Origin of the sequence: Nocardia carnea NBRC 14403 (genome assembly GCF_000308515.1) — a bacterium.
GTDB lineage: Bacteria > Actinomycetota > Actinomycetes > Mycobacteriales > Mycobacteriaceae > Nocardia > Nocardia carnea.
On the sequence record NZ_BAFV01000057.1, the window covers coordinates 19,271 to 41,379 of the forward strand.

General features: G+C 67.7%; 21 protein-coding genes and 2 pseudogenes. 8 read left to right on the forward strand and 15 right to left on the reverse strand.

The window, feature by feature from the left end; translation table 11 throughout:
- Nucleotides 1-7 precede the first annotated feature (7 nt).
- Complete coding sequence (locus tag ON22_RS21050; protein ID WP_033243336.1) at nucleotides 8-355, reverse strand: hypothetical protein; 348 nt, start codon at nucleotides 353-355, stop codon at nucleotides 8-10.
- A 68-nt stretch (nucleotides 356-423) separates the two neighbouring features.
- Nucleotides 424-1,185, reverse strand: coding sequence for an Rv1157c family protein (locus tag ON22_RS21055; protein ID WP_231508497.1), 762 nt, complete (start codon nucleotides 1,183-1,185; stop codon nucleotides 424-426).
- Between the two features lie 405 nt (nucleotides 1,186-1,590).
- Here ON22_RS21055 and ON22_RS21060 point away from each other — a divergent pair, with 405 nt between their 5' ends.
- A complete protein-coding gene (locus ON22_RS21060) occupies nucleotides 1,591-2,853 on the forward strand; it encodes a mannosyltransferase (RefSeq protein ID WP_081595735.1) in 1,263 nt (420 codons plus the stop codon).
- Here the strand turns inward: ON22_RS21060 and ON22_RS21065 are convergent.
- Complete coding sequence (locus ON22_RS21065) at nucleotides 2,798-3,088, reverse strand: 4a-hydroxytetrahydrobiopterin dehydratase (RefSeq protein WP_033243338.1); 291 nt, start codon at nucleotides 3,086-3,088, stop codon at nucleotides 2,798-2,800. The genes ON22_RS21060 and ON22_RS21065 overlap by 56 nt on opposite strands.
- A gap of 73 nt (nucleotides 3,089-3,161) precedes the next feature.
- Nucleotides 3,162-3,338, reverse strand: a complete 177-nt coding sequence (locus ON22_RS37260; RefSeq protein WP_086007781.1) for a hypothetical protein — start codon at nucleotides 3,336-3,338, stop codon at nucleotides 3,162-3,164.
- A gap of 149 nt (nucleotides 3,339-3,487) precedes the next feature.
- On the opposite strand from ON22_RS37260, the gene typA reads away from it, so the two are divergent.
- The 4 genes from typA (at nucleotide 3,488) to ON22_RS21085 (ending at nucleotide 8,689) form a co-directional block, all read left to right on the forward strand.
- Entirely contained in the window at nucleotides 3,488-5,386 is a 1,899-nt protein-coding gene (gene typA / locus ON22_RS21070) for a translational GTPase TypA (RefSeq protein ID WP_033243339.1), read from the forward strand.
- 50 nt (nucleotides 5,387-5,436) lie between these two features.
- Nucleotides 5,437-7,218: an ABC transporter family substrate-binding protein gene (locus ON22_RS21075; RefSeq protein ID WP_033243340.1), complete on the forward strand. Its 1,782-nt coding sequence runs from the start codon at nucleotides 5,437-5,439 to the stop codon at nucleotides 7,216-7,218.
- Nucleotides 7,215-8,120, forward strand: a complete 906-nt coding sequence (gene mshB, locus ON22_RS21080) for an N-acetyl-1-D-myo-inositol-2-amino-2-deoxy-alpha-D-glucopyranoside deacetylase (RefSeq protein WP_033243652.1) — start codon at nucleotides 7,215-7,217, stop codon at nucleotides 8,118-8,120. The genes ON22_RS21075 and mshB overlap by 4 nt, the downstream gene beginning before the upstream one ends.
- 119 nt (nucleotides 8,121-8,239) lie before the next feature.
- Nucleotides 8,240-8,689, forward strand: a complete 450-nt coding sequence (locus ON22_RS21085) for a hypothetical protein (RefSeq protein ID WP_033243341.1) — start codon at nucleotides 8,240-8,242, stop codon at nucleotides 8,687-8,689.
- A 7-nt stretch (nucleotides 8,690-8,696) separates the two neighbouring features.
- Here ON22_RS21085 and ON22_RS21090 read toward each other — a convergent pair.
- From ON22_RS21090 to ON22_RS21105, 4 genes and pseudogenes are all read right to left on the reverse strand, one after another.
- A pseudogene (locus ON22_RS21090) lies at nucleotides 8,697-9,409 on the reverse strand (DUF1906 domain-containing protein).
- A 158-nt stretch (nucleotides 9,410-9,567) separates the two neighbouring features.
- Nucleotides 9,568-10,728 (reverse strand): hypothetical protein, encoded by a 1,161-nt coding sequence (locus ON22_RS21095; protein WP_231508498.1) that lies wholly within the window; start codon nucleotides 10,726-10,728, stop codon nucleotides 9,568-9,570.
- A 69-nt stretch (nucleotides 10,729-10,797) separates the two neighbouring features.
- Nucleotides 10,798-11,331 carry a CHAP domain-containing protein gene (locus ON22_RS21100; RefSeq protein WP_231508499.1) on the reverse strand — a complete coding sequence of 178 codons (534 nt, stop codon included), beginning with the start codon at nucleotides 11,329-11,331 and terminating at the stop codon, nucleotides 10,798-10,800.
- A gap of 178 nt (nucleotides 11,332-11,509) precedes the next feature.
- Nucleotides 11,510-12,949, reverse strand: a complete 1,440-nt coding sequence (locus tag ON22_RS21105) for an MFS transporter (protein WP_033243343.1) — start codon at nucleotides 12,947-12,949, stop codon at nucleotides 11,510-11,512.
- Between the two features lie 74 nt (nucleotides 12,950-13,023).
- On the opposite strand from ON22_RS21105, the gene ON22_RS21110 reads away from it, so the two are divergent.
- The 3 genes and pseudogenes from ON22_RS21110 to ON22_RS36795 form a co-directional block, all read left to right on the forward strand.
- Nucleotides 13,024-13,539 carry a MarR family winged helix-turn-helix transcriptional regulator gene (locus tag ON22_RS21110; RefSeq protein ID WP_051157894.1) on the forward strand — a complete coding sequence of 172 codons (516 nt, stop codon included), beginning with the start codon at nucleotides 13,024-13,026 and terminating at the stop codon, nucleotides 13,537-13,539.
- A gap of 53 nt (nucleotides 13,540-13,592) precedes the next feature.
- The gene (locus tag ON22_RS21115; RefSeq protein ID WP_033243344.1) at nucleotides 13,593-14,180 is read left to right on the forward strand and encodes a TerD family protein; all 588 of its coding nucleotides are present in this window, start codon (nucleotides 13,593-13,595) and stop codon (nucleotides 14,178-14,180) included.
- 60 nt (nucleotides 14,181-14,240) lie between these two features.
- Nucleotides 14,241-14,342, forward strand: a pseudogene (locus ON22_RS36795) (alpha/beta fold hydrolase); the annotation flags it as partial.
- Nucleotides 14,343-14,503: 161 nt separating this feature from the next.
- On the opposite strand, the gene ON22_RS21120 reads toward ON22_RS36795, so the two are convergent.
- The 7 genes from ON22_RS21120 to ON22_RS21150 all read right to left on the reverse strand — a co-directional run bounded on the left by ON22_RS21120 (nucleotide 14,504) and on the right by ON22_RS21150 (nucleotide 22,071).
- Entirely contained in the window at nucleotides 14,504-14,917 is a 414-nt protein-coding gene (locus ON22_RS21120; RefSeq protein WP_033243656.1) for a TIGR03668 family PPOX class F420-dependent oxidoreductase, read from the reverse strand.
- Between the two features lie 34 nt (nucleotides 14,918-14,951).
- Entirely contained in the window at nucleotides 14,952-16,904 is a 1,953-nt protein-coding gene (locus ON22_RS21125; protein WP_033243345.1) for a vWA domain-containing protein, read from the reverse strand.
- 28 nt (nucleotides 16,905-16,932) lie between these two features.
- Nucleotides 16,933-18,330 carry an ATP-binding protein gene (locus tag ON22_RS21130; protein WP_197039645.1) on the reverse strand — a complete coding sequence of 466 codons (1,398 nt, stop codon included), beginning with the start codon at nucleotides 18,328-18,330 and terminating at the stop codon, nucleotides 16,933-16,935.
- A gap of 255 nt (nucleotides 18,331-18,585) precedes the next feature.
- Nucleotides 18,586-19,656 carry a nitronate monooxygenase gene (locus ON22_RS21135; protein WP_051157895.1) on the reverse strand — a complete coding sequence of 357 codons (1,071 nt, stop codon included), beginning with the start codon at nucleotides 19,654-19,656 and terminating at the stop codon, nucleotides 18,586-18,588.
- A 140-nt stretch (nucleotides 19,657-19,796) separates the two neighbouring features.
- Nucleotides 19,797-20,603, reverse strand: a complete 807-nt coding sequence (locus tag ON22_RS21140) for an NmrA family NAD(P)-binding protein (protein WP_033243346.1) — start codon at nucleotides 20,601-20,603, stop codon at nucleotides 19,797-19,799.
- A 130-nt stretch (nucleotides 20,604-20,733) separates the two neighbouring features.
- On the reverse strand, nucleotides 20,734-21,144 hold the full coding sequence (locus tag ON22_RS38090; RefSeq protein ID WP_033243347.1) for a hypothetical protein: 411 nt from the start codon (nucleotides 21,142-21,144) through the stop codon (nucleotides 20,734-20,736).
- Between the two features lie 54 nt (nucleotides 21,145-21,198).
- The gene (locus tag ON22_RS21150) at nucleotides 21,199-22,071 is read right to left on the reverse strand and encodes an LLM class flavin-dependent oxidoreductase (RefSeq protein ID WP_033243348.1); all 873 of its coding nucleotides are present in this window, start codon (nucleotides 22,069-22,071) and stop codon (nucleotides 21,199-21,201) included.
- Nucleotides 22,072-22,109: the final 38 nt, after the last annotated feature.

Genomic DNA, 22,109 nt, shown 5'->3' on the forward strand with positions numbered 1-22,109 from the left:
ACACACCTCAGGTTTGGCAGTGACAAGTCGGGGCGACCCGGAGATCGGGTTCGTCCGCGACCACCCGCAGCCCGGGTCGTTCGTCCGGACTCGAATGGTTACCCATCCACGACAGCAGCGACCAGCGCGACAGCCCGGACAGCGCCGAACCGAGGCTCAGGAACGACCCGCTGGAGATGAGCGATCCGAAGGATCCGATCGAACCGATCGACAACACCGATCCGGCACTGCCGATGGACAGGATGGAGTACGCCGATCCGATCGACAGGATCGACCCCTCGGACCTGATGGAAAGAATCGACCGCGACGCGCGCCGACTCCGGATCGACCTGTGCGAATGCTCGACAGTCGCCATATCCCCGGTTTACCACAACCGGGACTGTTTTCCGGCGCACGAATGCGCCGGAAATACAGCGGGTTCGACTAGCCGACGGTGAAGAAGCCCAGTGTCGGGGCGAAGGAGCAGGTGCGCGCCTCGGTTTCGGTGGCCTGGGTGGTGAGCCCGCCGCCGATGACCGCGACAACGCGTCCGGTGCCCGTGTTCGCAATCGCCGAAAGCGTCGCGGGACCGTCGGGGTTGATCTTCGCTTCGTCGGTGAGCACCTCGGTGCCGACGGCTCCGGTATCGATATTGCGCCACTGCACCGTCATCGGCTGCGGCTGTTCGGCCGTGGGACGTTCGGTGCCGAGCGCGGTGAACACGAAACCGGTCTGGCCGGCGGCCGGGCCGGGGGGCGGCAGCTGCGCCGGACCGGGGACCGCGAGGGCCGTGCCGACGGAATCGCCGGACGGGGCGATGCAGTCCTTACCGATCGTCGGGTAGAGGAACTGGGCGATCACCGGTCCGGATTCCGGGATATCGGGACCGCCGCCACCGCTTCCGTCCAGGAAGGTGATGACCCGTTCGAGGGTCGATTTGATCTGCGGGGGCAGATTCACCGTGTCCAGCAGCACGCGGGCCTGCGCCAGGATCGCGGCCTGGGGGCTACCCGGCGCGGCGACATCCTGGGCGATGGGCGCCGCCGGCGGATTGACGATAACCGGGGCCAGGGCGGCGAGAACGTCGACCGGGACCCCTTCGGGGACCATCGGGACGCTGTTCACCGATGTCTCGGTGGCCGGGGCCGCGACGGCCGTCGCGGGCGCCACGAGGGAGGCGCCCGCCGCAATGGCGAGCGCGGACATTGCGATCCGCGATCCTCGGGTGCGAAGCACTGGTCTAGCCGTCCTTACCTCGGGTACATCTGGGCGACGCTGAAAAGCCGTCGTTTCGGGGTCACTCTAAGGACACTGGCGCGCGTTGTACAGCACCGGGGTAGCGATTGCGACCCCTATTTCGCTGTGATACCAGACAGTAGCGGGTAACCATTGTGACATGTGTGAAATTTGAGTCGAATGTATATGTGTGTCGCGTGGGTAGCCCGATGTTTCCGGGCGTCGCCGGTTTTCCGCTCGCCGACACCCGCGGACGATCCAGCCAACCGGTCGCACAGCGCTCCCACACGGTCGGGTTAATGTATTCCGCGCCGGAAACTCCTGCCGCCGCGCCGGGTCCGGCCACCGACCCGGACCGACTCGAAAGCCCATGTCTTGAATCAGCCCAGCGCCCGGACCGACCTTCGGGGGTTCACACCGTTTCGCCTGGCCCTGGCGGCACTGGGAATCAGCGTGGCGGTTCGCCTGCTGTGGATGCTGCTGACGCCCAACGGTATGAACCTGGTGGATCTGCACGTCTACGTGGACGGTTCGGCGTCGCTGCTCACCGACCGTCTCTACGATTTCACCTACGCCGAGAAGACCCCCGATTTCCCGCTCCCCTTCACCTATCCACCGTTCGCCGCGGTCGTCTTCTTCCCGCTGCACTTCCTGCCGTTCACCGTGGTCGCGGTGCTGTGGTTGTTCGCGATCGTCGCCGCCCTCTACTGGGTGGTGCGGATCGCGTTCGAGTTGATGCTGGGCCCGGAGGCACTGACCGAGCCGCGGTGGCGGACCGCCGCGGTGGCGTGGACGGCGGTGGGCCTGTGGTTCGAACCCGTACGCACGACGATCGACTACGGGCAGGTGAACGTCTTCCTGATGCTCGGGGTGATGCTCGCCGTCCGCAGTACGCGGTGGTGGATCTCGGGGACGCTGGTCGGGGTGGTCGCGGGGATCAAGCTGACGCCGGCGATCAGCGGTCTGTATTTCCTGGCGCGGCGTCGCTGGCTCGCGGCGGCCTGGTCGGCGGTGGCCTTCGGCCTGACGGTCGGGGCCAGTTTCCTGATCAATCCGCAGGAGACCCGGCGCTACTTCGGCACCCTGCTCGGTGATGCCGACCGGATCGGCCCGGTGGGATCGGTGTGGAACCAGTCCCTGCGCGGAGCGCTGAGCCGGTTGCTGGGTACCGATGTCGGCACCGGGCCGTGGTGGATCGCCGGCGTGGTGGTGATGGCGGCACTGGGCTGGTTCGCCTGGCGGGCGCTGCGCCGCGACGACCTGCTCGGTACCGCGCTGATCGTGCAGTTGTTCGGACTGCTGATCTCGCCGATCTCCTGGTCCCATCACTGGGGCTGGCTGCTGCCGACGGTCCTCTGGCTGCTCTATGGACCGTTCCGGGAGGTGGCCGGGGCGAAGATCCTGGCCGGGTACTGGTTGCTCACCACTCTGGTGGGCGCTCCCTGGGTGCTGTCGTTCCTGCAGGATTCGATCTGGACGATCTCGCGGTGGGGGCTGTGGTCGTGGCTGGGCGCCGTCGATATGATCGGTGTGCTCGCGCTCTACGCCTGGACCATCTGGGCGGGCCGGAAGGTATCCCGGATCACCGCCCCGCCAGCCGATCTATCTCCCGGGCCAGCGCCACGTCCTGTGCCGTGAGCCCGCCCGCGGAATGCGTGGACAGGACGAAGGTCACCTTGCGCCAGCGGATATCGATATCCGGATGGTGATTCGCCGCCTCGGCGGCCTCCGCGACGCGCCGTACCAGCTCGATACCGGCGAGGAAAGAGGATGCCTGCACGGTGCGATTGATCGCATCGCCGGCACGCGACCATTCCGGCAGCGAATCGAGGGCGTCGGTGATCTCGGTTTCGGTGAGCAGTGGTGTGGTCATACGCACGTGGTACCCCGCGAATTCACATTCTCACAACAGTGGCCGCCGACGATTCGCCGTCGGCGAAGTCGGCTCAGGCGGCGCGCGCTTTCTTCAGGCCCTTTTTCAATTCCTTGCCGGTGGCGCCCGCGGCTTCCAGGCGTTTCATCCGCATGATGACGACAGGGCATTTCACGCAGCGCGTCTTCTTCCGACAGCACTTTTTCTTCGGCTTGAGGCCGGATACCTCTTTCGCCTTGACCTTGCCCATGCGGGTTAGCATACCCTTACCTTCGGGCGGCGCGAGTAGGCGACCTCGACCCCGGTAGGGTGTAAACGGCCCAGATGCCGGTAAGTCCGTATCTCCCCGATCTCAGGGTCCGGCCGATAAGCAAAAGCCAACCAGCAGGAGGAACCGGCGTGTCGTCTGCACGCGATTTTCGCAACGTCGCCATCGTGGCACACGTCGACCACGGCAAGACGACGCTCGTCGACGCCATGCTGCGGCAGTCCGGCGCTTTCGCCGAACGCGCCGAACTCGTCGATCGAGTGATGGATTCCGGCGATCTGGAACGCGAGAAGGGAATCACCATTCTCGCCAAGAACACCGCCGTACACCGGCACCATCCGGACGGCAGCGTCACCGTCATCAATGTCATCGACACCCCCGGCCACGCCGATTTCGGCGGTGAGGTCGAACGCGGCCTGTCCATGGTCGACGGTGTGGTGCTGCTCGTGGACGCCTCCGAGGGGCCGCTGCCGCAGACCCGGTTCGTGCTGCGCAAGGCCCTCGCGGCCTGCCTGCCGGTGATCCTGGTGGTCAACAAGACCGACCGCCCCGACGCCCGCATCGCCGAGGTCGTCGAGGAAAGCCACGATCTGCTGCTGGACCTCGCCTCCGATCTCGACGACGACGCCGCCGAGGCCGCCGAACTGGCCCTGGATCTGCCCGTGCTCTATGCCTCGGGCCGCGCGGGCAAGGCGTCCAAGGAACAGCCGCAGAACGGCGAGGTGCCGAACGCGGACAACCTGGACGCACTGTTCGATGTGCTGCTCCACAACATCCCCGCCCCCAAGGGCAACCCGGCCGCACCGCTGCAGGCCCATGTCACCAACCTCGACGCCTCGGCCTTCCTGGGCCGTCTCGCGCTGGTGCGGATCCACAACGGCGAACTCCGCAAGGGGCAGAACGTTGCGTGGATGCATGCGGACGGCGTGAAGAACGTCAAGATCACCGAACTGCTGCAGACCGTCGGGGTCGAGCGGCAGCCGGGTGAGGTCGCGGTGGCCGGCGATATCGTCGCCGTCGCCGGTATCTCCGACATCATGATCGGCGATACCCTCGCCGACCCCGACGAGCCGGTCGCGCTGCCCCGGATCACGGTGGACCAGCCCGCCATCTCGGTGGTCATCGGGACCAATACCTCGCCGCTGGTCGGCCGGGTACAGGGGCACAAGCTCACCGCCCGCATGGTGAAATCGCGACTCGACCAGGAATTGGTCGGCAATGTCTCGCTGCGGGTGCTCGATATCGGCCGCCCGGACGCCTGGGAGGTGCAGGGCCGTGGTGAACTCGCCCTCGCCATCCTGGTCGAGCAGATGCGGCGCGAGGGTTTCGAACTGACCGTCGGCAAACCGCAGGTGGTGACGCGGCAGGTCGACGGCAAGGTGCACGAGCCGTTCGAAGAGCTCACCATCGACTGCCCGGACGAATACCTGGGCGCCATCACCCAGCTGCTGGCCGCCCGTAAGGGCAAGATGGTGCAGATGAACAACCATGCCGCGGGCTGGGTGCGGATGGAGTTCATCGTGCCCTCACGCGGGCTGATCGGGTTCCGTACCGATTTCCTCACCGAGACCCGCGGTACCGGTATCGCCAATGCCGTCTTCCACGGCTACGCACCCTGGGCGGGCGAGATCCGCGCCCGGCACACCGGATCGCTGGTATCCGACCGGGCCGGCAGTGTGACCCCGTTCGCCATGATCCAGCTCGCCGATCGCGGGCAGTTCTTCGTCGAGCCCGGTGCGGAAACGTATGAGGGCATGGTCGTCGGGGTCAACCCGCGCGCCGAGGACCTCGATATCAATGTCACCAAGGAGAAGAAGCTCACCAATATGCGCTCCTCCACCGCCGATGTGATGGAGACGCTCGCCAAACCGCTGCAGCTGGATCTGGAAGCGGCCATGGAATTCTGCGCGGCCGACGAATGCGTCGAGGTGACCCCGGAGGTCGTGCGGGTGCGCAAGGTGACGCTGGGCGCCAATGAACGGGCCCGGGATCTGTCCCGCCGCAAGGCCCGCGACCGGGCCGCGCTGTAACCGGTTTCGCCGCCGGACGTGACTGCCGGGCGTTGGGTAGAGTGCCGAAGATGATTTCGGGGAGGCGCGCGGTGTGGCGCGGGCTGCTGGTGCTGTTGGCGGTGCTCGTTCCGGTACTGGCCGGCTGCACCGCCGACCCACCGCCGCCCATCGCCAGTACCGACAGCCCGAAAACCGAACCGGCGCAGCCGACCAAGAACACGGTGGTGGTGGCCGTCGACGATATCGGGATCGGGTTCAATCCGCATCTGCGGTCGAACCAGTCCCCGGCGACGTCGGCGGTCGCGGCCATGGTGCTGCCGAGTCCCTTCCGGCCGACCCCGGATCCGGCCGCGCCCGGCGCGACGTTGTGGGTACCGGATACCGCCCTGCTCGAATCGGCGACGGTCACCTCACAGGCGCCGTTCACCATCACCTACCAGTTGAAGGACCAGGCCAACTGGTCCGACGGCGCGCCCATCGCGGCCGAGGATTTCTGGTACCTGTGGCAGCAGATGATCACCCAGCCCGGAGTGATCGACCCCGCCGGGTACCGGCTCATCTCCGATGTCCGCTCGTCGGGCGGCGGAAAAACCGTCACCGTTGTCCTGAACGAGCCGTATCCGGCATGGTCGCAGTTGTTCGCGAATCTGCTGCCCTCACATCTGATGAAGGATTCGCCGGGCGGCTTCCAGCGCACACTGGTCGAGCAGATCCCGGTATCGGGCGGTAATTTCACCATCGAATCCGCCGACCCCGGCCGCGACGAGATCCTGCTGGAGCGCAACGACCGGTTCTGGGGCACCCCCGCCCGGCCCGACCAAATCCTGCTGCGCCGCGGCGGCACCACCGCCCAGCTCGCCGATTCGCTGCGCAACGGCGATACCCAGATGGCACTCGTACACGGCGGTGTCGCCACCGAAGCCCAGCTCGCCGCGATCCCCTCGGTGCGGACCGCGATCATGCCGCAATCCCGGCAGCTACGGCTGACCCTCAACGGCCGCGACGGTGTCCTCGCCGATCACCGGGTGCGCACGGCGGTACTGGCCCTGCTCGACCCGGCACTACTGGCCACCGTCGGCGCCCAGACCGGGAACTGGGTGGAACCGGTTCGCGCACAGGTGCTTTCCCCCTCCGACCCCGGTTATACATCCACCCAGCCACCGCCGCTCAATGCCGACCAGGCCTTCGGATTGCTGGCCGAGGCCGGTTTCGGCCGGGCACCGGAACCACCCCCGGTCTCGGCGACCTCCCCCGCACCGCGACCGCGTTCACTGGCCCGCAACGGTGAACCACTCGTCCTGCGAATCGGCGCGGTGACCGGCGACGATACTGCCCTGGCCGTCGCCAATACCGCCGCCGACCAGCTGCGCAGCGCCGGTATCGATGCCTCGGTGCGCAGCCTGCCGGCCGACGAGCTGTACGGGAAGGAACTGGTCGAGAACACCATCGACGCCGTGGTCGGCTGGGAGGCGACCGGTGGTGACCCCGCCACAGCACTGGCCTCCCGCTACGGTTGTCCGCCCGCGGCCCCCGCCGGGTCGCGCGAAGACGGTGAAACCGAAACCGAGGTGCCCGCCGCCGTGGAAGCGGCGCGCCAGGCGCCCAGCAACCTGTCCGGTGTCTGCGATCCGGAATTCCAGCCGGCGATCGCCGGCGCCCTGCACGGGGTCGAGGTGCCGCGCACCCTGGCCGACGCCGAACCACGGCTGTGGGGCGAATCCATCGTATTGCCGATCGTGCAGGACAACGTGGTCGCCGCGGCCGGCCCCTCGGTGGACGGCGCCTCGCTCAGCGGAGCCATCCAGGCGGGCATCTTCGGTGACGCGGCGATGTGGCGGCGGATACCGTGACGTCCGCCGACCGGTCCGGCGCCGGGCGAGAAGGCGGGCTGTTGCTGGTGCACGCCCACCCGGACGACGAAAGCATCACCACCGGCGGGACCATCGCGCACTACCGCCGACTCGGGTACCCGGTCACCGTGGTGACCTGCACGCTCGGTGAAGAAGGCGAGATCATCGGCGACGAATGGGCCGGATTGGCCGCCGATCACGCCGACCAGCTCGGCGGCTACCGCATCGGCGAACTGACCCGCGCCCTCACCGAACTCGGCGCCGGGCCCCCGTGTTTCCTCGGCGGTGCCGGCCGCTGGCGCGATTCCGGTATGGCAGGCACCCCGGCCGCCGAACATCCGCGTGCCTTCGTCCGGTCCGGTGACGCCGCCGTCGAAGCGCTGGTCGAGGTGATCCTGCGCTTGCGGCCCCGCGTGGTCGTGACCTACGACCCCCACGGCGGCTACGGGCATCCCGACCATATCCGGGCACATCAGGTCACCACCACCGCGGTGACGGCCGCGGCAGCCGCGGGCTGGGACACTCCCAAGCTCTACTGGACCGTGACCGACGCCGATATCCTGCACGATCATCTGCGGGCACTGGCCCGGCGCACCGTCGACGGCCTGCCCGGCGCCCTGCCCCCCGGCTGGCGGCTCGCGGCCGAGAACGAACTGGCCTGTGTACCGAGCGCTTCGGTGACCACGACGATCGATGTTGCCGAGGTGCTGCCCGGTAAACGTGCCGCGCTGCGGGCCCATGCCACCCAGCTCGCCGTCGCGCCCTCGGGGCGCGAGTTCGCGCTCACCAATATGGTCGCCCAGCCGGTTCTTCCCGAGGAGCACTACATATTGGCCCGCGGCCGGATCGGGCCGCGCGCCGAGGACGGCCGCGAAGACGATCTGTTCGCCGGACTGGCGTAGCCGCCGCGTACCGCGGCGCCGAATACACTCGTCCGCATGCAGTACTGGGAATTCGAGGGTGGCCCGGCCCGCGCGGCACGGGTGACAGCAGGTGCACCGCCGGCGACTCGGCCGCGCGGGTGACCGCCACCGTGGACGATTCGGCGGCCCCGGCCCGGAGCCCGCGGTCGCGGATCGGCGGCTGGGCCGCGGCTGCCGTGATCGGGATACCCGGCCCGCTGATCATCGCCGTACTCGTCATGGACGCGGTGATCGCCTTGATCCTCGAGGTGCTCTATCTCCCGCTCTATATCGGCACGGTGCCGGTACCGATCACCGCGATCCTGGCCGGACCGGTGAATCTGGCGCTGGTGTGGGCGGTTGCGACGGTGAGCACCCGGCTGTCGGTACTTTTCCTGCCGGTCGGCGCCTGGCTGGCCGCGTTCCTGATCGCCGCCAGCCGGGGTCCGGGCGGTGACTACCCGCTGCGCAGTGATCTGCCGACACTGCTGCTGTTCCTGAGCGGGGCGGTGGTACCGCTGATCTACATGTATGTGGCGGCGAACCGGCCGAAGCCTGCGACGAGGTAACCGCCGCTCACCAGGCGCCGTATTCCGCGGTGAGGATATTGTTCACATCCACCCCCACCCCGTCCACCGTGCGATCGTCGATCTCGAACTGGTGCAGATTCGCCGCCGGATGGACGAATCCCTCCGGGGTGCCCCAATCGTGCTGCCAGAACCATGCCCCCACCCCGCGATCCGGGCCAGTTCGATGGTGGGGGCATTGGCGTAGACACCGGTGTTCTCGCGCCCCACCACCGATTGCCAGCCGTGCAGGTACGGCAGGATCATGGTCGCGAAATCGACCGGCGTGGGATTGTCGTCGATGGACGCGTAGATGGGCCGATTCTCCGGACCGCCCGCGTCACGGTGCAATTCCAGCCCGCGTTCGGCATGCCGCTTCCCGGCTTCCAGCCCGCCCCGCCAGTCCGCGGTGGGTCCCTTGCCGAACTGGTAACAGGACACTATCGCGAGCCCGGCCTCGCGTAATGCCGAGACCTCCACGGCCAGCAGCGGTTTCCCTTCCATCCACTCCGCTCCCGGGCGGCGATCCGACACATACCTGATAACACCCGCGTGCCCTGCTGCCTTGATCGCCGCCGCCGACGGGACACCCGCCGCATAGTCGAGCAACGTCCCCCGCGGTGCGGCCGCGGCGGGCCGGGCCCCGAACACCGAACCCACCGCTCCCGCCGCGACACCGGCGGCGGTGTACCCGAGCAGCGCACGTCGTGACAGCGAAACCATCCAAGACTCCTTCGCACCCGCTGGAAACCGCAAAAGTCCGTTCGGGTGCCGTCCCGCCACAGTGCGCATCGACAACCTCGAACGCGGAAACCATTGCAACACGTGCGGTGTGCTCTACCACGCTGACGCGCGGGGCCCTGCGGTACTCGGCGGCGGTGTTACAGCAGACGGTCGATCCGTGCGGCTACATCCAGGGTGCGGGTGGCCGGGTCGGAGAGTTCGGCACGGACGACTCGCACCACCTGGGCGATGATCTGTTTCCTGATTCCGCCCAGGACTCCCAGAGCGGCCGCGCGCATACCCTGGGCCGCGTATTCGAGGCGGACGTCTTCGCGGGCGGGTGGATCCACCTCGACCACGATCAGCAGCGGGTCGGCGGCGTGGGCGGTGAGGACCAGGGGGATCTCCAGGTCGGCCCGGTAGCGGTTGTCCTTGAGGACGTTGACGGTGATGTCGAGCGATACCGGGACCGTGAGATCGAAACGCACCAAAGCGATATCGCCGTCCGCCGCCGGCGCCGCCGGTAGGTCGGTGAGCAGCGGCTGCCCGACCTCGCCGCGCACCGTGACCTCGGCAGCCGCGCGGGGACCGGTGCGGAAAGGGCCGATTTCGATCGGCCGGCCGGCCAGATACGCGACGAAACCGCCAAGACGTTCCCGGGTGACCATCCACGGGAAGAAACGGCGGCCGAACTCGGCGTAGTCGATCCACTCGAATTCGGTGCGGCGACGATGCGGGGAACGCCGGCCGTCGACGATGGCCTCGACATCGTAGATCCGGCTGCGCATGACACCGGGATCGCACAGCATCGCATTCACCCGGTTCGCCACCTCGTTCTGCAGCAGTCCGGAGATCGGGTCGAGCATCCATTCGGCCACCGAATCCGCCGCGGCCAGACGCAACAGCACCCGTACATCCGACCGCCGGACCTCGGGGATATCGATCACGATGAGCAGCGGGTCAGCGGTGCGGGCGTGGAAGGTGAGGTCGATCGAGACCACCGTTTCCAGCCCGAGCCGACGGCCACCGAGCAGAATTTTCGCGGCCAGCGAGACCGGTATCCGGACATCGAAGCTGACCCGCGAACCGCGGCGCACCACCTCGGGCCGGCCGATCCGGCCTTCGGCCCGGAAACCGGCGAGCCCGGCCGGGCCGAGATTGAACGGGCCGATACTCAGCCCACGTCCGGTGATCCCGGCGACCGCCGCCTCGATCCGGGATTCGGTCACCGCGTGGGTGACGAATCGTTCGCCGAATTCGGCGTAGTCGATCCATTCCATCTCGACTGCTTCGACCGGTTCCATGAGCCGTTCCGACACCTTCACCTCCACCGCTGGAGCTCACGCTACGCGATCGAGGTTTCGGCCCGGTGGAGCTGTCCCGGTCGGCTACAACCGGCCGTATCCGACGATCGCGATATCGGCGGTGACGGCCGGATTCCACCGTTCGATATGTACCTCGTCGTCTTCGTTGCCGCCGATCGTTGTCAGGACTCCGCCTTCGGAAACGAGCACGATGTTTGTGTGCTGTCCGAACCTGCTGTCCGGGCCGTACAGGATCACTTCTCCGGTGTCCGGCCGGTAGTCCGGCCGATACGGGACGAACCGGCCCTGGCTCTGGAAGTACTCCTGCAGGGTGTACACGCCGGGGATCCGCCAAGAGCCGGAATTCGGGTTGACCAGCGGCATCCCGGCGGCGCGAAACACCCAGCTCACGAAGTTCGCGCACCAGGGTTCGGTGGCACCTTCGGAGTATCCGGGCCCGGAGCGGGGCGCGGCGAACTCGGCCGCGGCAGCGTCGACGATCCTGGCCTGCGCCGATGTCAGTGCGGACCGGTCGACGGCCGGAAATTCGGTGAGCCGATCCCCGACGATACCGTCGCCGGATCCGGGTAGCGCGCAACCGGTTGACACCGCGGCCATCACGGCTACCAGGGCACACCAGGAAATTGCCGCGCGTCGCGCCGGCCGACTCCGCGGGAGGGCGTATCGGTTATTCGTGTTCACCATTGCTGCTTCGGATCCGATGCCCTGTTCGTGAACACACGGCACGGAGCGTACGCACCGGGCGCCGCGGTAACCACAGGGTCGCACCGCTTCATCATGCGGTATCCGCCACGTCGGCCTGTTTCGGGATCAGCGCGGTGAGCGCGATGGCCGCGCAGGCGGCGGCGACGGAGATCAGGAAGGTGGTGTGGAACGCATCCCGGGACGGCAGGGCCTGACTGCCGAGGGTGATGGTCATATTGGCCAGCACCGCACTCATCACCGCGGCCGAGGTGGATGTGCCGACCGAACGCATCAGTGCGTTCAACCCGTTCGCGGCCGCGGTTTCGGTGACCGGGACCGCACCCATGATCAGCGCGGGCATCGCGGCGTAAGCCAGCCCGACACCGCCCGCGACCAGGACCGACGCCAGCATGATCTGCCAGACACTGTTCATCATCGCCGAAGCGCACAGATAGCCGAGACCGACCACGCCCGACCCGATCCCGAGGGTCAGTTTCGGGCCGAAGCGGGCCGAGATCCGCGCCGATACCGGGGAGAGCAGCATCATCACGCAGCCGCTCGGTGCCAGCGCCAGCCCGGCCGCAACCATGGACAAGCCGAATCCGTAGCCGGTTTCGGCCGGGGCCATCAACAGCTGCGGGAAGGTCAGCGACATGCCGTAGAGGGAGAATCCGACGGCGATCGAGGCGATATTGGTGAACAGCACGCGGGGTCGCGCGGATACCCGCAGATCCACCAGCGGGTGCCGGCGGCTGATCTCGTATCGGCCCCAGCCGAGGAAGACCAGGATCGATATCGCGAACAGGGTGAGGATCGAGGAACTGGTCCAACCCCATTGCGCGCCCTGGGTGATCGCGATGAGCAGGGCCAGCAGGGCGGTAGCCAATCCCGCGGCACCACCGAAATCGAACGGGGCGGGTGTGCGCACCGGCGATTCGGGGACGAACCGGAAGATCAGCCCCGCCCCGACCGTGCCCATGGCGGCCGCGGCCCAGAACAGCACATGCCAATCGGCGTGCTCGGCGATGACGGCGGCCAGCGGTAATCCGATCGCCCCGCCCACGCCCAGCGTGGAACTCATCACCGCCATGGCCGAACCGACGCGCTCCGGCGGTAATTCGTCGCGCAGGATGCTGATCCCCAACGGGATGGCACCGATCGCCACCCCCTGGAGCGCGCGCCCGGCGACCGACGGAATCAGCGACGACGACATCGCGCACAGCACCGAGCCGATGACCATCGCGAGCAGGTCGAACAGCAGGATGCGGCGTTTGCCGAACATATCGCCGAGACGGCCGCTGATCGGCGTGCACACCGCCGAAGCCAGCAGGGTCACCGTGATCACCCAGGAGGCATTGGTGGGCGTGGTGTTCAGGAGGGCCGGCAGGCTCGGGATGAGCGGGACGACCAGTGTCTGCATGAGCGAGACGACGATGCCGATGGTGCTGAGCGTCGCGATCAGGATGGTCGGCGATACGCCCGGACGACCCCGTTCGCCGGATCTGGAGGGGTCATCGGCAACGGCGGTCACGCCTATGCACGTTACATAGCCTGTGTATGGTGCACAATTTTGCAATCGGACGAATCAGACGCCATAGTGGCCGAATGTCCGATTCGGCTCTGCCCGCCGGTGCGGCGGATCACCGGGATCCGACCGTCCTTGCACGGCTCGTCCTGGAGTTGACCCTGCTGTCCCGGCACCATCCCGCCGCGCGCCGCAGAACCCCGTTCCAGCTGGACAGATCCGCGTATCTGATCCTGACCCGCCTACAGCTCGGGGCACCGCTGTCGCTGCGCGAACTGGCCGAGGCGTTCGGTCTCGATGTCTCCACGATCAACCGGCAGGTTGCCGCGATGATCGAACAGGACCTGGTGGAACGAGTCCCCGACCCCGACGGCGGGGTAGCACGCAAGATCCGGCCGAGCGAAAAGGGAATCCGGCTCATCGAGGCCGATCTCGAACTGCAGCGCAGCGGAGTCGCGAATATGCTCGCCGACTGGCCCGACGACGAAATCGACCAGCTGGTCCGGCTGATGGAGCGGTTCAACGAAAGCGTCGAAGGAGTCGTGCGCCACCCCTGGCCGCGCCCGTACCGGCCCGCGCGTTCGGGCGGTCGATAAGAACGAACTCGCCGGTCACGTGGTGTTCTCCGGCAGCCGGTACCGTTGAGCCCATGATCACGCTCAAAAAAGAAGACGGCGCTGCGGATCTCGCGGGGATGACCAAGCTGAGTGTCGGCGTCAGCTGGGATCCCTCCGCGGGCGCCAGCGGTGGCGCGCTCGGCTGGGCGCGCCGCAAGAAGGGGGTGGACCTGGACCTCATCGCCATCCTCATGCAGGGCAGTGAACCGGTGCGGTTCGCCGGCCTGGACTCGCTGGACCCGCTGGGCAACGGCTCGGTGCTGCACTCCGGCGACGAGCAGACCGGTGCGGCCGCCGGGGACGACGAAACCGTGCACGTCACGTTCGGCGATGTTCCCGACGGTATCGACGCGGTCATCTTCGTCGCGGCCGCGTTCAAGAAGGGAACCTCCTTCGAGAAGGCGAACAATATCTCCTTCAAGGTGTACGACGCGTCCGGTGGCAGCAGCCAGCAGGTGGCCGATATCTGGCCGTCGCTGCTGGGGGCCGACAATGCGAACGCCGTGGCCCGCGCGTTCCGCAACGGCAATGCCTGGCAGCTGGAAGTGCTGAACCGCAAGGGCAAGATCAAGCAGGGCGATAAGCAGGCGCTGCTGCGGTTCGCCATGGGCGGTCAGTGAACAAGACCTGAACGGGCATACGCCGGCTCCCCCGCCGGCGTTGCCTGTCGCTTCTCCGATGCGCTGGGCCCGCGGCAAGTTCACCTGGTCGGCCACGATCGGGGCGCGATTGTCGCCTGGGATGCGGCGGCCCGGCACCCGGAGCGGGTGGGGAACATCTGACCCGAACGGCCGGGGCGCGCCCCTGGACCGGATCGGAACCGGCCGTCGCCGAGGCGAATCCATGGGCCGTATCCTCGATCGCCGAATCGGCATCCGCGGCGAACAGCTCGGCGTCCGGCCCGTCATTCATTGTGATACCCGCGGGGTGTGGATTCGGCACATCAAGTCGGCCCGGCGGACCAGCCGGACCAGCGGGTGACCTCGAGCGCGAGCACCGGCCCGGGCGGCGGCTGGTCCCGGTAGACCGGGTATCGCGCGGTCAATCGCTCGATACCGGTGCGCGCCTGCACTCCCGTGACCGTGGCTGCGGCGGCGTCGGCGCGTACCCACCACAGGCGGGCCCAGTCTTCGTCGTAGAAGTCCGCGAGCACTGCGACCTGCGGGTTCGCTGTGATATTCGCGAGCCGGCGCAGGGCCGTGGTCGATTTCGGTTTCGCGTCCACGGCCGTGTAGATCGTATCGCCGTCGACAGCGAAAACGATGGGCACGATATGCGGGCCGCCCTCGGGGGTCACCGTGGCGAGCCGGGCGACCCGGGCCGCAGCGAACCGCTCCCGAGCCTGCCGTTCGTCCAACCGCATCCGCTCTCCTCGCGTCCACACCCGTGGGTCAGCGCCGCCGGCCTCGCAGGTAGTCGCTGACCACGGCCGCACCGAGACCGTCCAGATCCGGCGCCACCACCCGGCCGCCGCTGCGCCGGGCCACCATATCCACGAAGGCGGCCAGCCGCGGCTGTTCACCGAGCATGAACACCGAAATGGATGCACCCAGTTTCGCCAGGGAATCGACCTGGATCATGGTGGTCGCGAGGGTGCGCCGGTCCGGTGGCCAGTTGAAGAACGATGTCCCGTCGGATTCCAGATGGGCGGTGGGTTCACCGTCGGTCACCACCAGTACCACGGGCACGGCGTCGGGGTGGCGGCGCAGATGCCGGCCGGCCAACAGTAGTGCGTGGTGCAGATTGGTGCCCTGTTCCCAGACCGGTTCCAGCGCGGTCAGTTCCCCGATCTCCACCGTGGTGGCATGGCGGCCGAAGGTGATCAGTTCGAGTGCGTCGGTGCGGAACCGGGTGCTGATCAGGTGTTGCAGCGCCAGCGCGGTGCGTTTCATGGGAACCCAGCGCCCGTCCTGCACCATCGACCACGAGGTGTCCACACACAACGCGACTGCCGCACGGGAGCGCTGCTCGGTCTCGGCGATCTCCACATCCGCGACATCCAAGGTCACCGTGGGGCTCCCGGTGGATGCCGTCCGCAGCACCGCGTTGCGCACTGTCCGTGAGACGTCCCACGGTTCGGTATCGCCGAACTGCCACGGCCGGCTCGCCCCGGTCGGTTCCCCGGAGGCCCCGGCTCGGGCCGTTTCCCGCTCGCCTTTGCGGGAGCGCAACTGGCCGACGACATCTCGCAACGCCACCTCACCGAGCCGCCGTAAAGCCTTGGGGGTCAAACGTAACGATCCATCGGGCGCCCGCTCGAACAGGCCTTGGCGGCGCAGCTCACGTTCCAGTTCCGCCAGGCGGGCGGCATCGACCCGGGCGTCGGCGCCGAGCTGTCGTTCCAGCATTTCCAGGTCGATATCCTCGAGCCGCGCACCCGGATACGACTGCGCGAGCTGCGCGGCGAGTTCGTCGAGTTCACCGAGGTCCTGCATCGCCTCCACAGCGTCCCCCATACCCAGCGGATCCTCGCCGCGGAACCGCCGGCCCGATTCCCAGTCCTCGCCCGGGCGCAGATCGCGCAGATTGGCGTCCAATGCCGCGATCTGCTGCGCCAGTGCGGGATCGCCGAACGCCTGCCCGAGCAGTTCGTTCAGCTCCGACCGCTGTTGATCCGACATCGAATTCAGCATCCGCTGCGCGGCGGCGGCGCGGGCGGCCAGGCTGTCGATCAATTCCTCGGTATTGCGAGGGTTCTCGGGGAAGAATTCGCCGTGTTCGGCCATGAACTCGGCGAACTGCGCGGTGGTGTCCTCGCCGCGGCCGTGCGCGGCCAGTAGGTCGTTGAGATCCGACATCATCTGCCGGACCTGCTCGACATCCTGGGGGGTCGTGCTCTGCAACGCCTGTTTCATACCTTGGAAGCGGGATTCCAGTAATTCCCGGCCCAGCAGATCACGAATCTGCCGGTAGTTCTCGCGTCCGGTTTCCGAACGCCACTGGTACTCACCGAGTTCGCGGACCGCACCCGCGGTACTCGACGGCAGGGCATCCAGCTGCATTTCGGCGAACCGGGCGTCGTCGGAGGGGTCGGGGAACAGTGCCCGGCGTTCGGCTTCCAGCGCCTTGTCCAGCAGCTCCCGAACCTCTTGCAGCGTCCCGTCCAGCCGATGGTTACGGGAGATCTCGGCCCGCCGTTCCCACAACCGCCGGGTGAGCTCCTCGAGCCCCGGCAATCCGGTCGTTCCACGCCGCAACAGTTCCTCGAGGGCCGACCGCGGGGAGGAGCCCTCCATCACCTCACGGCCGATATCGGCCAACGCTTCACGCAGGTCGAGCGGAGGCGCGAGCGGATCCGGCCCGTCGTGATATGGCCCGTAGGAATAGCTGTCCGCCGCTGTCATGCCGCCTCTTCTCCGGCCGGTACAACGTTCACGCGCCGTACACCGCTGTACCCTCATCATCGGAATCCTTGGCCACCCGGCGCGCCAGATACAGAGATTCCAAGGCGAATTCGACCGCGGCCGCGATCCGCGCAGGCGCCTCCCCGGCGTCCACGCCGAGTCGGGCGGCCACCTCGTGCAGTACCGGCAGCTCCGGAAGACCGGCCAGTACCTGCGCCCCGGGCACCCGCTCACCGGTGGTCACCAGATGTCCCTGTTCGACAGCTTCCGCCAGCGGCCGCAGATCCAGCCCGCCGAGCCGTTCCCGTGCGGTCTCGGCGAACGCGCGCCGCAGCATATGGGTGAGATGCTCCTGCTCCCGCCCTTCCTCACCGGATTCGAATTCCAGTTTGCCGCGCAGGACGGCCGGTACCGATTCCAGATCGACCGGCCGGGCGACGGCGGGATTCTCCCCGGTGAGCGCGGCCCGGCGCAACGCCGCCGCGGCCACCGTTTCGGCCGCCGCCACCGCGAAACGCGCCGACACACCCGAACGTTGATCGATGGCGGGCGATTCCCGCAACCGTCGCACGAACCGGGCCAGCACCTCGATCAGCGGATCGCCCACCTCGGCGACGAGGTCGGCTTCCTGCCGCACCAGTGCCATCTCGGCGGGCACGGTCAGCGGGTAGTGGGTCCGGATCTCCGCGCCGAAACGGTCTTTCAACGGGGTGATGATCCGGCCGCGGTTGGTGTAGTCCTCGGGGTTGGCCGTGGCCACCAGCAGCACATCCAGCGGTAATCGCAGCGTATAACCGCGGACCTGGATATCGCGCTCCTCCATGACATTCAACAGTGCAACCTGGATCCGTTCGGCCAGATCGGGCAGTTCGTTCACGGCGACGACGCCGCGATGCGCCCGCGGCACCAGCCCGAAATGGATGGTCTCCGGATCGCCGAGACTGCGCCCCTGGGCCACCTTCACCGGATCCACATCGCCGATCAGGTCACCCACGGATGTATCCGGGGTGGCGAGTTTCTCCGCATACCGTTGCGATCGATGCCGCCAGGTGACCGGCAGATCGTCGCCGAGTTCGGCCGCCAGCCGCAACCCCTGTGGGCTGATCGGTTCGAGTGGGTGTTCGCCCAGTTCCAGGCCCTCGATCACCGGGGTCCATTCGTCGAGCAACCCGAGCAGTGTCCGCAGCAGGCGGGTCTTGCCCTGCCCGCGCTCCCCCAGCAGCACCACATCGTGACCGGCCAGCAGCGCCCGCTCCAGCTGCGGCAGCACGGTCCGCTCGAATCCCACGATCCCCGGCCACGGGTCCTCTCCCGACCCCAGCCGGGCCAGCAGGTTCTCCCGGATCTCGGCCTTCACGCTTCGCGGCACATACCCGGCCGCCCGCAACGCGCCCGCGGTGGCGGGCAGGTCTGTTGGCATGGTCACCACACCGACGCTACGACGATTTCCGTCATCGGTCGACAGTTCGGCGATCACAACCGCCGCCGAGACCGCCCGTCAGAGCCAGGGTTGTCCCTACCTCGATAGGGGTTCGCCACCGTTTGCACAGCGTATCGGCGGTTCGGTGCAGGCATCCGTAGGGCGGGCCGGGAGTGTTGCCCCCGAGCGGCAGATGTTTGCGGGCACAGCAAGGTGACCGGCCGATGCCGGTGATTCGGGCGGCCCCGAGGATTCCTCGGATCAGCGCTTCACCTGATCGGCGCCGTCACCGCCACCGGCCCCGTGTGCAACTGCCTCGCTCCAGAGCCGCCGCAGGATCGTCGCGGCCGGGTCCGCGGATGTCGACCTATATTCGGTGCCGGCCCACAGCGCCATATCGTCCGGCGCGTTCTGCTCGGCCGCGGCCGCACGAACCGGGCTGGTGAGGTGATGGACCTGGGGATATGCCGCCGGGGCGGCCGGGCCGTAGGTGGCGATGAACTTGTTGTCCAGGCCGCGGGCCGCTCGTCCGGAGAACGCGCGCGTCACGACTGTGCGGGTGAACCGCGGATCGCTCAGTGCCTCTTTGTACGCCGTTTTCGCGCCCGATTCAGGGCTCCGGAGGAACGCGGTACCGAGCTGTACGGCCGCCGGCCCGCGGGCGAGCAGTTCCGCGATCCGGGCCCCGTCACCGATTCCACCGGCGGCCACCACCGGCAGCGGGCACCACGCCGTTATCTCATCGAGCAGGACCGGCAGGGGCGTCGACTCCGGTTCGTCCTCGACCCGGAACGTTCCACGATGCCCGCCACCCTCCGGTCCTTGGACGCACAGCGCTCCGGCTCCCGCGTCCATTGCGGCACGAGCCTCCGCGACCGTGGTGACCGTCGCGATCACCAATGCTCCGGCTGCGTGCAGCCGACCGACGGCAGCTACCGGCGGCAGGCCGAACGTCAGCGAAACCACGGGTACCCGCTGTTCGATCAGCAGCTCGACCTTTGCCGCGAACCAGTCGTCGTCCCGTTCCCGGATGGGCGGCAGTTCGATCCCGTACCGCTGAGCAGCCGCCCGTAACCGGTCGCGGTATTCATGGACGGCGGCCGCATCGTAAGCAGGCTGCTGTGGAACGAACAGATTCACCCCGAACGCCACATCCGTGCGTGCCCGCACTTCCCGGATCTGTTCTTCCAGCGCGTCCGGGGTCTTGTATCCACCCGCCAGAAAGCCGAGACCACCGGCTTCGCCGACACTCACCACCAGGTCCGGCGTGGACGGTCCGCCCGCCATCGGCGCCGCGATGATCGGAACGGCCAGGTTCGCGATATCGAACACGCTCCACCTTTCTGTGCTGGTCGGATCGGTTCCGACGTTACCCAGTCCGATCGCGGAGGGTCGAAGGCGCACAGAGTCGAGCCCGGCCCGCTACTGCCGTCCGGCCTGGCGACGACGGCAGCGAGCTCGGAACCTACAGCTCAGTAACGATCCTTGTGCTCGATCACCCAATCGGCGAACGTCCGGGCGGGGCGCCGCAGAAGCCGTTCGACAGTGCCGTCCGGAATCCGCGCCGCCGCCGGCGGATCCGCATGCCATCCGACGACATACTCGGCATCTGCACGGGAGACCCCTTCGCTCAGCAATCTTTCGACGGCCGCTGCGCCGCCGATCTGCTCGAAAGCGATCTCCCGGCCCAGCGCGGCGGAAAGGATATCCACCCGTGCTTGCGTGGTCAGCGCCTCCGGCCCGTTGAGGTTGTATACGCGACCCGCATGTCCTTCCTCGGTGAGGGCGAGCGCGGCCACCGCACCGAGATCGCCTTCGTGCACCACCGCACTCGGCAGATCGAACGGCTCCCGCACCACCCCCTCCGCTCGGATGGATTCCCGCCAGGTCAGCGCATTCGACATGAACTCCTGGGGTTCGAGCCGGGTCCAGGCCACACCGGATTCTGCGACCGCGGTTTCGGCGGGCCCGACGTATCCACCCCACAGGATGGTGATCCGCTCGACCCCCGCGGCGACAGCCCGGCGCACCAGTTCCGGCCCGGTCTCGGCCACTCCGGCGGTCACGGTGATATGCATCCCGGTGACACCGTCCAACGCGGCATCCAGCGTGCCCGGCTCGGTGTGGGTGCCCGCCACTATTTCCGCACCCGCAGGTAGCAGGGCCTCCGCCCGCTGCGGATCCCGGGTCAGCGCCCGAGCCGAATACCCTCGTCTCAGCAGCTCGGCCACCACATGCCGTCCCGTATTTCCTGTTGCGCCCGTTACCAATATCGTCACTGTCAGCTCCCTTCCGCCGGAAACGCTAAGACCTGAACATAAGTTCAGGTCAATAGGGAGCCGGCACGACCGGACGCCGCTGCGGACGGTTGACACCCGCAGCGCTTGCCGACAGTTCGCTTCGCCCGGATCACGGCGAAACCAACGGCCAGTCGCCGGAGTAGGTGTAGGGCACGGCGACGACCTGCACCGCGTCCTCGTGGACGACTCGCCCAGGGTGGGCCGTACGCAACTCGACCCACCGGACTCCGGAACGGTCGAGCAAGTCCAGATAGCCCCGGGTTGCCTCGAGCAGGTCCGACGCATCACCCTTGAACCACGCTCGGGCGCCTGGATTTTCGTGCGGGTCATAGCAATCGGGCGTGATGGTGGTCGGATCCGGATACGCGATCTCCATATACGCGTTCGCCACCCGTAACCATTCACCGTCGGCGGGGCCGAGCAGACCGTTGCGGGCGAGACCGTTCGCCATGGCGAAAACTCCCGGGTATCGCCCGTGGCGGTTGGGAACCGCGCTCTGGAAACGGATGTACTCGGACATCGCGAGAACCCTAGCGCCGGGACCGCCGCGTCGAAAGCACACGCGGGTCCGCCATTACGACGACGGCGCGATGAGTTCGTCGGCGACCCACTGCGCGACACCCGCCGGATACGGCGATTCGAGACCGAGGACGAAATGCCGGATACCGGCCTCGAAGGCTTCGGCGATCGCCGCACGGACGGCGCCGGGCCGGTCGTAGGAGACCGGAAGGAAAGTCGACCGGACGATCGAATCCGGGTCGCGGCCGATGGCGACGCAGTAGCGGTCCAGCCGGGCGCCGCGTTCGACGATCTCGGCGGTATCGCCGCCGGGAATGTTCCACAGGTCGGCATGTTCGGCGATCACCCGCAACACCGCGTCCGAGCGACCGCCGATCATGATCGGCGGATACGGCCGCTGAACCGGTTTGGGGTTGCCGAACGCACCGGCGAGCCGGAGGTGTTTTCCCTGGAAATCGAACGGTTCCGGTTCGGTCCACAGCCGCCGGATCACCGTGCAGGCCTCGTCCAGGTTTTCCACCGAGCTTCCGAAGCCGTGATAGGGCAGGCCGTGCGCATCGTATTCGCGGCGAGCCATGGGCAGGCCGGGCCGGGAGCCCGCGCCGATCCCGAAATCGAGCCGGCCACCCGAGACGATATCGACGGTTGTGGCGATCTTGGCCAGCATCGCCGGGGGCCGGAAACGGTTGCTGGTGACGAGCAGCCCGAGGCGCAGGCGGCAGGTCTGCGCGGCAAGGGCCGAAAGCAGGGTCCAGCCTTCGAAGATCGGTCCCGTCATTTCACCCGCGATCGGGAAGAGATGGTCGAACAGCCAGGCGTGCCGGATTTCCGGGATTGCGTCGGCTTCCTGCCAGACACGCACAATGTCCTGGTAGTCGACCTGCATGGGCGCGGTCATGATGCCGAAGGTCGGCGTTGTTTGCGGCATGGGATCAGTCCTTTCGGCCGAACGCAGAGACCGGCCGG